The organism is Pseudomonas sp. CFII68, from assembly GCF_000416195.1.
In the GTDB taxonomy this organism is placed as follows: domain Bacteria; phylum Pseudomonadota; class Gammaproteobacteria; order Pseudomonadales; family Pseudomonadaceae; genus Aquipseudomonas; species Aquipseudomonas kilonensis.
The window spans coordinates 19,287-31,041 of the sequence record NZ_ATLN01000021.1 but is presented as its reverse complement, the minus strand read 5'-3'; the positions used below and the strand labels follow the sequence as shown (position 1 = coordinate 31,041).

Below are 11,755 nucleotides of genomic sequence, written 5' to 3'. Positions count from 1 at the left end.
AGCTTGCTCGCGAGGCGGCCTGATAGCCGGCTGGCTCTCCCTCTCGTACTCCAATCCCATTGTGGGGCTTGTACTCAAGGCTGCCATTCATCAGGTGCGCCGCACTGAAAAGGTGTCACGGCCTCAAAAAGACACCACGTACCTGTTTGCAATCCCAGGAGGTCCCATGAGCCATCCTCAAGACCCAGCCACTCCCCAAACAGTGGACAACCCCAACGATGACGGCTTCGTACTCGGCACCGCCGGCCGCGACGAGGACCCCAACGCCGCCCCGTCCTACGCCACCGACCGCCGCCACGACCGGGATGAACTGACCCCTGAAGACGCCCGCGGCATGCCCGGTTACCCGGAGAAAAAAACGCCGGCCAAACCGGTTGGCGAAGAGGGTGCCGAGACGGAACCGGGCATCGAGACGCCTGAGCAGGGGAACGATAAGGTTGGGTGAGCAGGACTCATATCTGCTCACATTTCTTACCGAGACCTAAAGCTTTTGGCGACTAGGCTGGAAACCAGCAAGAACTAACCATTTGTCTAACTGGCGCTATCGCAATTTGCGATGCGCCAGATTTGTGTTTAACTTCCCCATAGCAAAATGCGATAAGGACGTTGCATGCATGTGATCACTGAGAAACGCATTTGGGAGGCCAAGGAGACATGGCCACATTCAGCGAATGCGTTGGATCAATGGTATCGGCTGATCAAGCGCAATAGCCCGGCTGATTTCGCAGCGATGAAATCCATATTTCCGGCAACCGACAAGGTCGGTCCGCTGCACGTGTTTGACATCGGTGGAAACAAGTTGCGGCTGATTGCGGTGATTCGATACCGAGCGCAGCGTCTGTATATCAAATGCGTGCTTGACCATCGGGAATACGACAGAGGCAGGTGGAAGGAGGAAAAGGGATGAGTGCACTGATCGAACAAGTCGCCGCCCATTGGGAGTTTGTGTCGCCCCTGCTGCGCAAACCCAGGAGCGAAGAGGATTACGACCGGTTGGTCGCAGCGCTCGATGAATTGTTGGAATTGATTGGCGAAGAAGAAGCCCATCCTCTGATGAGCCTGGTGGACATCATCGGTGAATGGATTGAGGCCTGGGATCACCAACATCGGCCAATGCCCAAGGCCAGTGGCGTCGAGACACTTCGCTATCTGATGCGCGAGCATGGGATGAGCCAGAGCGACTTGCCGGGTGTCGGCACCCAGTCGGTGGTGTCGGAGATATTGAGCGGCAAGCGCCAGCTCAATTTAAGGCAGATCCGCTGGCTGGCGGAGCGCTTCGGCGTATCGGTTGAGACCTTTATTTGATGGTTTGGCGCACTAACTGTGGCGAGGGAGCTTGCTCCCGCTCGGTTCTGTAGGAGTTGCCGAAGGCTGCGATCTTTTGATCTTTTGATCTTTCGCTTGAGACTCAAGTGTTTGGGGAAAGATCGCAGCCTCGTTGCACTCGACAGCTCCTACACAGCTCCTACACGCTCCTACGGCTCAGCGGGAGCTGCTCAGTTCGATCAACTGCTGAATGCCCAGGGCAATGTGCCGCTTGGGGCCTTCCAAATCGAACGCCAGGTCACTGACCATGGCGTTGGCCGAGGCCAGGTTTTCGCTGAGGTTGGCGAGCAGGGTTTCGGTGTCGACGCCATTGACGACGGTGAACAGTTGGCCTGGATCGGCCTCGGGTTTGCTGGGTTTTGGGTTGAGGTAGTAGTCGAGGACGCGGTCAGCAGTTTCGTCGAATTCTTTTGAGTTTTTATTGGCTGGATCGGTATCGGGCGGATTGGGGGTTGCTTTGAACATGGTGAATCTCCGTGATTGGTTGAGCCACCACGACCTATCGCTAAACAAGTAAAGGTGGCGGCTGTACGCAGGTTAGCGATCCGGGTCACAGAAACCCCGGGTAGACCAGAAGGTCTCCCACGCACAGCCACCATTAAGCGAGTTGCAGACGTAAAAGACTGCAATCGAGACTGGGCATTGTTGCGTCTGTGTTGAGTCGGATCGCTAAACCCGATCGCTGATTTTCAGCGACGGGGAAAACGATAAAGCCCGACCCCAAGGCGCACAAGCCGGCGGATTCTGGCGTAGTTGTAGGCAATGGCGCAAGGCGGCGTAGCCTGCTCCTGAATGGTCCTACATCGAAATAAACGCGGTGATCGTCAAGGGGAGTGGATTGGCTTCATGTGGTGAATTGAAGATCGCCATCGCGAGCAAGCTCGCTCCCACAAGGGTGGCTGTGTGATCGCGATATTTACGGCAACACCCAACCCCTGTGGGAGATTCTATGTTGCAGGGCAACCCCGAACCTGCGGCGAGGAAGGGTTACGACGAGCAACTGATCTCCAGATGCTTGCCCCACTCCGGCGGGCGTTGTGCGTAGCTGTCCATGCCCGGTTGTTCTTCGAACGGCTTGCTCAACACGGTGTGCAGGCGGCGGACTTCTTCGTAGTCGCCGGATTCGGCGGCGTCGATGGCTTTCTGCGCCAGGTAGTTGCGCAGCACGTACAGCGGGTTGACGGCGTGCATGCGGGCGCGGCGTTGGTCTTGGTCGACGGGGCCTTCGCGGTTGACGCGGGCGACGTAGAGTTCGCCCCAGGCGTCGAAGCCCTTGAGGTCGACGAAGTCATCGCGCAGGGTGGCGACGGCTTGCTCGGGTGCCTGGTCGCCCAGGCGGCGGAAGAACAGGCTGTAGTCGACGCCGCTGTTCTGCATCAATTGCAGTAGGCGCTCCAGCAACGTCTGGTCATCTTCCTCGGCGCAGGTCAGGCCGAGACGGCGGCGCATCAGGTCCAGGTAATGGGCCTGGTACAGCGGCAAGTACAAACCAAGGGTTTCACGCAGGGCGTCGACGCTGATGAACGGCGTCAGGGCCTGGGCCAGGGCGCTGAGGTTCCACTGGCCGATGGGCACCTGGTTGCTGAATGAGTAGCGGCCCTGGTCATCGGAGTGGTTGCAGATGAAGTTGGCGTCGAAGTCGTCGAGGAAGGCGAACGGCCCGAAGTCGAAGGTGATGCCCAGGATCGACATGTTGTCGGTGTTCATCACGCCGTGACAGAAGCCGTAGGCCTGCCATTTCGCAATCAGCTCGGCGTTGCGCTCGACGATTTCGCGGAACATCGCCAGGTACGGCTCCGGCTGCTCACGGCACTCGGCAAAATGCAGGTTCAACACATGCTCGGCGAGGGCCGCATGCAGCTCGGGTTTCTTGGTGTAGTAGAAATATTCGAAATGCCCGAAGCGCACATGGCTGGGCGCCAGGCGCAGCACCATGGCGGCGCGCTCCTGCTTTTCGCGCCACACCGGGGTGTCGGAGCCGATCACGCACAAGGCACGGGTGGTGGGGATGCCCAGGGCGTGAAGGGCTTCGGAGGCGAGGAATTCGCGGATCGAGGAGCGCAGCACCGCGCGCCCGTCGCCCATCCGTGAGAATGGCGTCTGGCCGGCGCCCTTGAGGTGCAGGTCCCAGTGCTCGCCGGCCTCGTTGTACACCTCGCCCAGCAGCAACCCACGGCCATCGCCCAATTGCGGGTTGTAGTGACCGAACTGATGCCCGGAATACACCATCGCCCGGGGCTCGGTTTCGGCCCACAACTTGTGGCCGCCAAAGATCTCGGCAAACAGCGGTGCCTGGGCTTGCGCCGGGTCCAGGTCCAGCAGCGCCATGGCCGCCGGGCTGGCGACTACCAGTCGCGGATTGTCGATGGGCTCGGGCAGCACGTGGGTCGATAAGCCGTCGCCCAGGCGGGCGAAACGGTTATCGAAGGTCAAGGTTTCCAGCGTTTTCATGGCCGTCTCCGGCGCGCCGCCCTCAGGCAGCGTGCATCAGTCGAGTGTGTCTTGCGGCGGCTCTGGCACCGGTTTGATGCTGGCTACGGCCGAGGGCACGGGCCCGAGGGTTTTGTGCTCGGGCTCGGCGGGCACCAGCTTGTACTCCTGGCCCTGAAGGTTCTTCAGATAGATTTCCATCTGCCGGAAGGAGATGTTGATGTGCTCCTTCTTGAACTCACGGTTGATGAAGCGGTTGATCTCGTCCAGCACCGGGTTGCGGTCACCGAGGTCGCGTACGTGCATGCGCAGCTCATGGTCCAGGGTACTTTCACCGAAGTTCAGGAAGTACACGATCGGTTCCGGTTCCTTCAGCACGCGCGGGTTGTCACGAGCGGCCTTGAGCAGCAATTCGCGTACCCGGTCCAGGTCCGAGCCGTAGTCCACGCCCAGTTTCAGGGTCACCCGGGTGACGGTGTCGGTCAGCGACCAGTTGATCAGTTGCCCGGTGATGAAGGTCTTGTTCGGGACGATGATGTCCTTGCGGTCGAAGTCGGTGATGGTGGTCGCACGAATGCGGATCTTGCTGACCGTGCCCGACAGGTTGCCGATGGTGATGGTGTCGCCGATGCGCACCGGGCGTTCGAACAGGATCATGATCCCGGAGATGAAGTTGGCGAAGATCTCCTGCATGCCGAAGCCCAGGCCCACCGACAGCGCGGCCACCAGCCATTGCAGTTTGTCCCAGCTCACGCCCAGGGTGGACAGGGTGGTGACGAAACCGAAGCCGGCGATCACATAGGACAGCAGCGTGGTGGTGGCATAGGCACTGCCCTGGGCCAGGTTCAGCTTCGACAGCACGAACACTTCCAGCAGGCCCGGCAGGTTGCGCGCCAGGGCGAAGGTGATGCCGATGATGATCAGCGCGCCGAGCATGTCACCGATGCTGATGGGCACCATGCTCATGTTGACGCCGGTACCGCTGGTGTATTCGTAGAGGGTGATGTTGTCCAGGTAGGAGAACACGCTGATCAGGTCCGACCAGACCCAGTACAGCGCAGCCATGAAACCGCCCAGCAGGGCCAGGCGGATCAGGCGCAGGGACTGCTCGTTGACCTTCTCGATGTCCAGGGTCGGCTCCTCGACCACCGCTTCGCCGTCGCCGGCTTCCTTGGCGGCCTGGCGCTTGGTCAGGGCACGCTGGTAGGCCAGGCGCCGCGCTGCCACCGACAGGCCACGGACGAAGGTGGCCTCGATCACCAGCCAGAACATCAGCAGGTACAGGGTGTTGATCAACCGGTCGCTGAGTTTCAGTGCGGTGTAGTAGTAGCCGAAGCACACCGCCACGAACAGCGCGATCGGCAGCGCGGTGAACAGCACCCCGACCGCCTTGCGGAACAGCGACGTGTTCTTGTGGGTCGGGCTGCTCAGCAGCAGACGGCTGAGCAACCACGCCATCAGCGCGTAGCAGGTCAGCACCACCGGCATGCCGAGCACGTCATCGGCCAGGGTCGAGGGTTGCAACTCGGCCACGGCCACCACTGCCACCAACGCCAACACCACCAGCCCGAGCCGGCGGATCCAGCCCTGGAGGAATTCGACCTGGGGTTTCTCCCAGCGGAAATGCAACTCGGCCACGCCGCCCGGCGCCAACACCCGATAGGCGGTGTAGAACACCAGCCAGGCCTGGCCGATCTGCAGCAGCGCCGCCCCGAGGTTGGCGTTCTGGCCGCGGGCGTCGATCTGCAAGGCGTAGCCGCAGAGGGTCAGCGCCAGGGCCACTGGCATCGCCAGGAGGATATTGATCAGGATCGCCTGGGGGGTGTGCCACTGGCTGTCGCGCTTGAAGTGACCGACGTCCTGGTGAACCTTGTTCAGGCGAGCATAGAGATTCTTGCGCCGCCACAGCAGTGCGCCGATCAGCAGCGCCAGGGGCAGGAACAGCAGTGGCCGCTGGGTCAGGCCATCGGCCAGCTCACTGAGGCTCGAAGCCCAGGGCAGCGAGTCGATCTGCTTTTCCAGGCGCACCGGCACCGCACGCATCCATTCGAAATCCAGCGGTTTGTTGCTGGGAATCCAGAACATCTGCTCTTCGAGGGTCGCCCGCAGGTTCTGGGCGGTGCTGAGCAGTTGCTTCTGGTTGAGCTGCAAGGTGATGGATTCGTTGAGTACCGCACTCAACTCGCGGTTCAGGCGTTCCAGCAGGTCGACGCGGGTCAGGGCCAGTTCCAGCAAGGTCTTGCGCAATTGCGGCGTGGCTTGTTCCGATGGCTGGGAGGCCAGCAGGCTGTCGACATAGGCGCTGGGATTGTTCAACAGCTCACGCTGTTGGCTGACTTCGAACTGGTACAGGCGGATGTCGGCGATCTGGTCGGCCAGGTTCTGGTCCAGCTTCAGGCGCGGCAAGGTCTGGCGCTGTTTGTAGAGGATCTTGGAGAGCAGCAGGCTGCCCTTGAGTACGCTGATCTGCTCGTCCAGGGCGGCGTCGGTCTGGGTGACGCTGTCCAGCAGTTGCTTGGTCCGCAAGTTCTGCTGGGTGACCTCGTTGAGGCGGTCGGTGCTTTTGAGCAGGTAGTCGGAGAGCTTCAGGTTGGCCGCGCTTTCGGTCGCCAACAGGCTGCTGCCACCGGCCTTCTGGGCTTCGATGGATTGCTGGGTCACCGTTTCCTGGGACTGGGCCAGGCGCTTCTGGTTGATCAGGTTTTGCAGGTCCTGGATTTCCTGCTCCGTGCGGGCGATTTTTTCCATCAGCAAATCGTGCTGACCGTTGCCCAGGTCCTGCAGTTGGCTGTTGCCGGCCAGCTCCTGGCGACGCAGCGGAATCAGCGCATTGAGCGCCGCCAGCTCGGCGTTGAGCTGGTCGCGCTGCTCGGCGCTCAAGGTCTTGCCGGCGTCTCGGCCGGCCTTGAGGATGGCGTTGATCTGCTGGATGCGGGTCTGGCTGCTGGAAATTTCCGCCTGGGCGCGCTCGGGGCGGGTCTGGGCGGTGATGATCAGGCTGTTGGCATCGGCCAGGGCTTTTTGCAGATCACCCTGCTGGGTGGAGCGATCCGAGAGCATTTGCTCGAGCTGGGGAATCGGCAGGTTGGCATAGCGTTGCGCCACCGGCACCACTGTGGTGCCCTTGAGCCGCGCCAGCTCGCGCTGGTTCTCGATGTTCTGCTTGGGCGCAGTGGCCAGTTGCTGCTTGAGCGTCTGCAGCTTCTGTTCGTAGTCGGCCTTGTTGTTGAGCTGGGTCAGCGTGCCCTGCAAGACGGCCTGCAGGGCTTTCTGGTCGGCTTCCGGCAGTTTTCGGTCGGCGATCTTGTCCAGGCTGGCCTGCACCGAGGTGCTGGCAGGAAGGTCTGCGGCTTGCAGTGTGCAGACGGAGAGACTCAGGCCCAGCAGGGCGATGGCGAAAAAGGAGCGCAGGGTAGGCATAGAGACCGGTCAAGCAAGTGAGAGTGGGAGCAGTTTAGAGGAACAAGCCGGGACCCGGGCGACTTCCTTCGGGGAATCTGACGCCCACTTTGCCGATCTTGTTCCCGTCCATGGCCGCGACGGTCCATAGGGTGTTGTTCCAATCCACCTGGTCGCCGACCACTGGCGCACCGCCGACTTTCTGGGCAATGAAACGCCCCAGGGACATGTCCGGATCGATGCCTTCCAGCTTCAACCCGTACAGCGCCGCAACCGCGGCCAGCTGGGCGTCTCCTTCAAGTACGAAGTCGCCGAAGAAACGCAAATCCAGGCCCCGTTGCGGCGCTTGGCTGAACAGTTTTCCAAGGGCCGGCAAATCGTGTTCATGGCCGATAACACACAGCAAATCATCGACTTCCAGCACGGTACTACCCGACGGATGGAGCAGTTGCTGGCCCCGAAACAGGGCAGCGATGCGTGTGCCTTCGGGCATTTTCAGGTCCCGCAGGGGCGAGCCGATGCACCATTTTTCCTTGCCCAGGCGATAAATGAACAACTCCCACTCACTGGTGACGTGGACTTCCAGCGCCGCCCGGGAAATCGGCAGCGGCTCGGGCGGGACGGTCACATGCAGTAATTTGGCGACCCATGGCAGGCTCGTGCCCTGCACCAGCAGCGAGACCAGCACGATAAAGAACGCCAGGTTGAAATAGAGCTGGGCGTGGGGCAGCCCGGCCATCAACGGGAACACCGCGAGGATGATCGGCACCGCGCCGCGCAGGCCGACCCAGGAGATAAAAGCTTTTTCGCGACCGTGGAACGCCTTGAACGGCAACAGGCCGACCATGACCGACAGTGGGCGGGCAAACAGGATCATCCACAACGCCAGGCCCAGGGCGGGCAGGGCGATGGGCAGCAGGTCGTGGGGCGTGACCAGCAGCCCCAGCACCAGGAACATCCCGATCTGCGCCAGCCAGGCCATGCCATCGAGCATATGCAAGATACCGTGGCGGCTGCGCACCGGACGGTTGCCGATCACCAGGCCGCACAGGTACACCGCGAGGAAGCCACTGCCGTGCAGGGCGTTGGTCAGGGCGAACACGGCCAGGCCGCCGCTGATGACCAGGATCGGGTACAGGCCGTTGGCCAGGTTGATGCGATTGACCAATTGCAGCATCAGCCAGCCACCGCCCAGGCCAATCACCGCGCCGATACCGAACTCGCGCATCAGATGCCCCAGCAGGCTCCAGTGCAGGCCAGTTTCGCCACTGGCGAGCATGCCGATCAGGGTGACGGTGAGGAATACCGCCATGGGGTCGTTGCTGCCGGATTCGATCTCGAGGGTGGCGCTGACCCGTTCGTTCAAGCCCTTGCCGCCCAGCAGCGAAAACACTGCCGCGGCATCGGTCGAGCCGACGATGGCGCCGATCAGCAGGCCCTGGATCAGGTTCAGGTTGAACAGCCACGCCGCCGCCAGGCCGGTCAGTCCGGTGGTGATCAACACCCCGACCGTGGCCAGCGACAACGCCGGCCACAGCGCCACGCGAAAGCTCGACACCCGCGTGCGCAAGCCACCGTCCAACAGGATGACTGCCAATGCGAGGTTGCCGACCAGGTAGGCCGTGGCGTAATTGTCGAAAAGAATACCGGCGCCGTCGACACCGGCCACCATGCCCACGGCCAGGATGATCACCAGGATCGGGATGCCCAGGCGGGACGAAAGAGAACTCACCAGGATGCTCGCACCTACCAGCAACGCGCCGATCAAGAACAGGCTGTTGATGGTCGTTGCAGTCAAAGGCGTTACTCCGGGAATACTGAGGGGCGGGCGCAGACTGACCATGCAGTCTGCGTGCCAGCGATTCTAACCTGTTGAAATGTGATGCTGTCAAAAAAGGTTGGGAGGGAGGGGAGCTGATCGTTCCCACGCTCTGCGTGGGAACGCCTCGACGGACGCTCCGCTCGTTCCCACGCTCTGCGTGGGAATGCATCTACGGACGCTCCGCGTTCGGCTTTTGGGACGCGGAGCGTCCCCGGCTGCATTCCCACGCGGAGCGTGGGAACGATCATCATCAACAGCTGCGTGGATTAAAGGCTGAACCGCCCAACCATGCTGTTCAAATCCACGGCCAGGCGCGACAGTTCGGCGCTGGCGGCGCTGGTCTGGTTGGCGCCGGTGGCTGACTGCACCGACAGGTCGCGGATGTTCACCAGGTTGCGGTCCACTTCACGGGCGACCTGGGCCTGTTCTTCGGCGGCGCTGGCGATCACCAGGTTGCGTTCGTTGATCTCGACGATGGCGGTGTTGATCGTGTCCAGGGACATGCCGGCACCGCGAGCGATGTTCAGCGTCGACTCCGCGCGTTCGGTGCTGTTGCGCATCGAATCCACGGCGTGTTCGGTGCCGCTCTGGATGCTGCCGATCATGCGCTCGATCTCGCTGGTCGACTGTTGGGTGCGGTGGGCCAGGGCGCGGACTTCGTCGGCGACCACGGCAAAACCACGACCGGCCTCACCGGCACGGGCGGCTTCGATGGCGGCGTTCAGCGCCAGCAGGTTGGTCTGGTCGGCCAGGCCGCGGATCACGTCCAGCACCTTGCCGATGTCGCGGGACTCATCGGCCAGGTTGCCGATCAAGGCGGCAGTGCTTTGCACATCGGCGCTCATGCGTTCGATGGCGCTGACGGTTTCCTGCACCAGGTCGCGGCCGTCACCTGCGGAGGTGGTGGCGTTTTTCGAGGCTTCGGAGGTGCTCACCGCATTGCGCGCGACTTCTTCCACGGCGCTGGTCATCTCGTTGACCGCGGTGGCGGCCTGCTCGATTTCGTTGTTCTGCTGGGTCAGGCCGCGAGCACTTTCGTCGGTGACGGCGTTGAGCTCTTCGGCCGCCGACGCAAGTTGTGTGGCCGACCCTGAGATCCGCTGCAAGGTGTCGCGCAGTTTTTCCTGCATGGTCGACATCGCCCGCAGCAGGCGACCGGCTTCGTCGCTGCCATCGACGACAATCGGGCGGGTCAGGTTGCCCTTGGCGATTTCCTCGGCGGCATCCAGCGCGTTGGCAATCGGCTTGGTGATGCTGTTGGTCAGCAGCCAGGCGAACAGCAGGGTCAGGCCGGTAGCGATGATCAGCAGCGCGACGACCCAGTTGAAGGCCGTTGAGTATTGCTGTGTCGCCCCCTGATTGAAGGCCTCGGCTTGTTGGTTGTTGATGTCTATCAGACGGTCGAGCACAGCGTTGATCGCATCGGAGTTGCTTAACACCTGGGTGTTGATCAGCGTCCGCAGCTCATCAACCTGATTGTTGCGCGACAGGCTTTTCATCTGATCTTCGAGCTGGCGGTACTGCCCCAGCAATTGCCCATACTGGTCGTAGGCGGCCCGTTCTTCCGGGGCGCTGATAAGCTTTTCATAGGCGGCCTGGGCCGCGCGAATCTGCTGGTTGCGCTGCTCGAGCAGGTCCAGTGTTTTCTGCTGGACGTCCGATTCGCGGTTGACCAGCAAGCGATAGGACAGCACGCGCAGGCGCAGGGTCAGTTGGGTGAACTCATTCAGGGCCTTGATGCTGGGTACGCTGTTCTGGGCGATGCTTTCGCCCGAATCACGGATTTTGCTCATCTGGGTCAGGGCAAACACCCCGAGGGCGAGCATCAGGGCGCCGATCAGGGCAAACCCAAGGAATGCCCGAGGCGCGATGTTCATATTACGTAGAGACATGGAAAGTACCGGAAGTAGCCGCGTCCGTGCGGGGCTATGACTGCTGTTCCATGACTTATCGGTCATACGACTAAAGTCTTGAGTGACATGCGTGCTTTTGTCACACAGCAAAGTTGGCGGTGCGACGAAGGGTCGGAACCAGATTCCTCATTCGCAGTCTCTAAAACTCGCCGGAAAAGCCCTGCCACCCCGTAAAGCGTGGCATTGGCGGGGACTTTTCTTTATCGTACGCGCCCCTTGAAATGCCTGGAAATCAATATGTTGGAAACATCCCTCAGCCAACTGGAGCAACTGGTCAACGACCTGGTGCAACAGAACCGTCACCTCACCGGCCTGAACGAAACCCTGGGCGCGGAACTTGCCAAGGCCAAGGATGAAAACGAAAGCCTGCAACTGAGCCTGATGGAACAGGAAGAATTGCATGGCACCACCGCCGCCCGCATCCAGGCCTTGATCGAGCGCGCCAGCGCCGGGCCTGTCAGCGCATGAAGCACGGCGCCGATGGGGTGACAGTCATCTCGATCCTGGGAGAAGACTATTCAATCAAAGCGCCGACCGGGCAGGAACAGGCCCTGTTGGACGCCGCTGCCATGCTCAAGGCCGCACTGGCCGACACGAAAAGGAAATACCCGACATTGATCGGTGATCGCCTGTTGGTATTGGCGGCCATGAACCTGTGTTCGCAGCAGATGGAAATGCAGAAGCAACATCAAGCGGAACTCGACCGTTACCAAGAGCAAGTCAGCGCCACGGTCGATGTGATTGCCAAGACCATTCAGCAGGCCTGAAACCTATGAAGGCCAAAGGTTGACGGTGATTAAATTGTGGGAGCGGGCTTGCTCGCGAAAGCGGTATTTCAGTCGCAAATGATCTGTCTGATCCACCG

General features: G+C 61.3%; 10 protein-coding genes. 5 read left to right on the top strand and 5 right to left on the bottom strand.

Going from position 1 to position 11,755, the window contains the following annotated elements; all coding sequences use genetic code 11:
* The first annotated feature begins 166 nt into the window (after positions 1-166).
* From CFII68_RS23815 to CFII68_RS23825, 3 genes are all read left to right on the top strand, one after another.
* The gene (locus tag CFII68_RS23815) at positions 167-445 is read left to right on the top strand and encodes a hypothetical protein (RefSeq protein ID WP_018601315.1); all 279 of its coding nucleotides are present in this window, start codon (positions 167-169) and stop codon (positions 443-445) included.
* Between the two features lie 165 nt (positions 446-610).
* Positions 611-907 carry a type II toxin-antitoxin system HigB family toxin gene (locus CFII68_RS23820; RefSeq protein ID WP_018601313.1) on the top strand — a complete coding sequence of 99 codons (297 nt, stop codon included), beginning with the start codon at positions 611-613 and terminating at the stop codon, positions 905-907.
* Positions 904-1,305, top strand: a complete 402-nt coding sequence (locus CFII68_RS23825; protein ID WP_018601310.1) for a type II toxin-antitoxin system HigA family antitoxin — start codon at positions 904-906, stop codon at positions 1,303-1,305. The genes CFII68_RS23820 and CFII68_RS23825 overlap by 4 nt, the downstream gene beginning before the upstream one ends.
* A 177-nt stretch (positions 1,306-1,482) precedes the next feature.
* Here CFII68_RS23825 and CFII68_RS23830 read toward each other — a convergent pair whose 3' ends face one another.
* The 5 genes from CFII68_RS23830 to CFII68_RS23850 all read right to left on the bottom strand — a co-directional run bounded on the left by CFII68_RS23830 (position 1,483) and on the right by CFII68_RS23850 (position 10,869).
* Positions 1,483-1,791, bottom strand: coding sequence for a DUF6124 family protein (locus CFII68_RS23830; protein ID WP_018601308.1), 309 nt, complete (start codon positions 1,789-1,791; stop codon positions 1,483-1,485).
* 522 nt (positions 1,792-2,313) lie between these two features.
* Positions 2,314-3,777, bottom strand: a complete 1,464-nt coding sequence (selO, locus tag CFII68_RS23835) for a protein adenylyltransferase SelO (RefSeq protein WP_018601306.1) — start codon at positions 3,775-3,777, stop codon at positions 2,314-2,316.
* A 36-nt stretch (positions 3,778-3,813) separates the two neighbouring features.
* Complete coding sequence (gene mscK, locus CFII68_RS23840) at positions 3,814-7,176, bottom strand: mechanosensitive channel MscK (RefSeq protein ID WP_018601304.1); 3,363 nt, start codon at positions 7,174-7,176, stop codon at positions 3,814-3,816.
* Between the two features lie 34 nt (positions 7,177-7,210).
* Positions 7,211-8,953, bottom strand: a complete 1,743-nt coding sequence (locus tag CFII68_RS23845; protein ID WP_018601302.1) for a potassium/proton antiporter — start codon at positions 8,951-8,953, stop codon at positions 7,211-7,213.
* A 290-nt stretch (positions 8,954-9,243) separates the two neighbouring features.
* Positions 9,244-10,869: a methyl-accepting chemotaxis protein gene (locus tag CFII68_RS23850; RefSeq protein WP_033062382.1), complete on the bottom strand. Its 1,626-nt coding sequence runs from the start codon at positions 10,867-10,869 to the stop codon at positions 9,244-9,246.
* A gap of 258 nt (positions 10,870-11,127) precedes the next feature.
* On the opposite strand from CFII68_RS23850, the gene CFII68_RS23855 reads away from it, so the two are divergent.
* Positions 11,128-11,358, top strand: a complete 231-nt coding sequence (locus CFII68_RS23855) for a hypothetical protein (protein WP_018601297.1) — start codon at positions 11,128-11,130, stop codon at positions 11,356-11,358.
* Positions 11,355-11,657 (top strand): cell division protein ZapA, encoded by a 303-nt coding sequence (locus CFII68_RS23860; protein WP_018601295.1) that lies wholly within the window; start codon positions 11,355-11,357, stop codon positions 11,655-11,657. The genes CFII68_RS23855 and CFII68_RS23860 overlap by 4 nt, the downstream gene beginning before the upstream one ends.
* Positions 11,658-11,755: the final 98 nt, after the last annotated feature.

Coding starts and splice junctions, on each gene's coding strand:
- mscK (WP_018601304.1), bottom strand. CDS start 7,176: ATGCCTACCCTGCGCTCCTTTTTCGCCATCGCCCTGCTGGGCCTGAGT.
- CFII68_RS23855 (WP_018601297.1), top strand. CDS start 11,128: ATGTTGGAAACATCCCTCAGCCAACTGGAGCAACTGGTCAACGACCTG.
- CFII68_RS23820 (WP_018601313.1), top strand. CDS start 611: ATGCATGTGATCACTGAGAAACGCATTTGGGAGGCCAAGGAGACATGG.
- CFII68_RS23850 (WP_033062382.1), bottom strand. CDS start 10,869: ATGTCTCTACGTAATATGAACATCGCGCCTCGGGCATTCCTTGGGTTT.
- CFII68_RS23860 (WP_018601295.1), top strand. CDS start 11,355: ATGAAGCACGGCGCCGATGGGGTGACAGTCATCTCGATCCTGGGAGAA.
- CFII68_RS23815 (WP_018601315.1), top strand. CDS start 167: ATGAGCCATCCTCAAGACCCAGCCACTCCCCAAACAGTGGACAACCCC.
- CFII68_RS23825 (WP_018601310.1), top strand. CDS start 904: ATGAGTGCACTGATCGAACAAGTCGCCGCCCATTGGGAGTTTGTGTCG.
- selO (WP_018601306.1), bottom strand. CDS start 3,777: ATGAAAACGCTGGAAACCTTGACCTTCGATAACCGTTTCGCCCGCCTG.
- CFII68_RS23830 (WP_018601308.1), bottom strand. CDS start 1,791: ATGTTCAAAGCAACCCCCAATCCGCCCGATACCGATCCAGCCAATAAA.